A 1,168-nucleotide genomic window follows, 5' to 3' on the forward strand; every position below is an offset into this window, starting at 1 on the left:
CAACAATTTGTTGCTTAAAGTCATCACTAAATTGACGACGGATTTTTCTAGACATAGAGTTCTCCTGTTTTCTTTAGTGTAGAACACTTTATAAATTCTGTCTAGTTTAGTGTAACCGATTCACTCGATTACCCTGCTCCAAAATGCCAACATTGCCAGGGACAGATGGCCAAGTACGACTTCCAGAAACTATCCAAAATACCTTATCTTGAGTGTGCTGGTTACAAGACACTCATTCGCAACCACTTTCTGCGCTATCCGAGAGACGTCAGGAACCGTGTTAAGGTCATCACCATGGACATGTTTAGCCCTTATTACGACATCGCTAAGAAACTATTTCCAAATGCGAAAATCGTTCTNTATGGCTAAAATCGTTCTCGATCAGTTCCACATTATCCAACACATGAGCAGGGCCATGAACAGGCTACACATCCAAGTAATGAACCAGTTTGATCGAAATTCCCACGAATACAGAGCCCTAAAGCGCTACTGGAACCCTCGCTCTCTCGTTTTCAAGCTCGGGCTAAACTAGTCCACTGGACTAGTTTACTCCAACAAGCCAGTCGTAAACTCAGCGATAAACGCTTTTATCGNTCAATCGTTTCCACATTGTCCAGCATATGAGCAGGGCCATGAACAGGCTACACATCCAAGTAATGAACCAGTTTGATCGAAATTCCCACGAATACAGAGCCCTAAAGCGCTACTGGAACCCTCGCTCTCTCGTTTTCAAGCTCGGGCTAAACTAGTCCACTGGACTAGTTTACTCCAACAAGACAGTCGTAAACTCAGCGATAAACGCTTTTATCGCCCAACTTTTCGCAGGCACTTGACTAATCAGGAGGTTGTCACTAAACTGCTCGGCTATTCTCAAGAACTGAAAGAGCATTACGAACTTTATCAACTGCTCCTGTTTCATTTTCAAGAAAAGAAAGCTGACCAGCTCTTTGGGCTGATTGAGGAGACGATTTCAAGCGTTAATCCTGTCTTTCAGACAGTTTTTAGAACATTTTTGAAGGATAGGGACAAGATTGTCAATGCCCTGGAATTGCCCTACTCTAACGCCAAGATTGAAGCAACCAACAACATCATCAAGGTTATTAAGCGCAACGCCTTTGGTTTCAGAAACTTTGAAAAGACAAAACTCGCATTTTCATTGCCATAAACA

2 pseudogenes are annotated in these 1,168 nt (G+C 42.8%); both read left to right on the top strand.

Annotation, left to right across the window (positions count from 1 at the left end):
- Positions 1-123: 123 nt before the first annotated feature.
- A pseudogene (locus ACERC5_RS10095) lies at positions 124-493 on the top strand (transposase); the annotation flags it as partial.
- A 101-nt stretch (positions 494-594) separates the two neighbouring features.
- A pseudogene (locus ACERC5_RS10100) lies at positions 595-1,168 on the top strand (transposase); the annotation flags it as partial.

It is taken from the genome of Streptococcus sp. E24BD (genome assembly GCF_041807825.1).
In the GTDB taxonomy this organism is placed as follows: domain Bacteria; phylum Bacillota; class Bacilli; order Lactobacillales; family Streptococcaceae; genus Streptococcus; species Streptococcus entericus.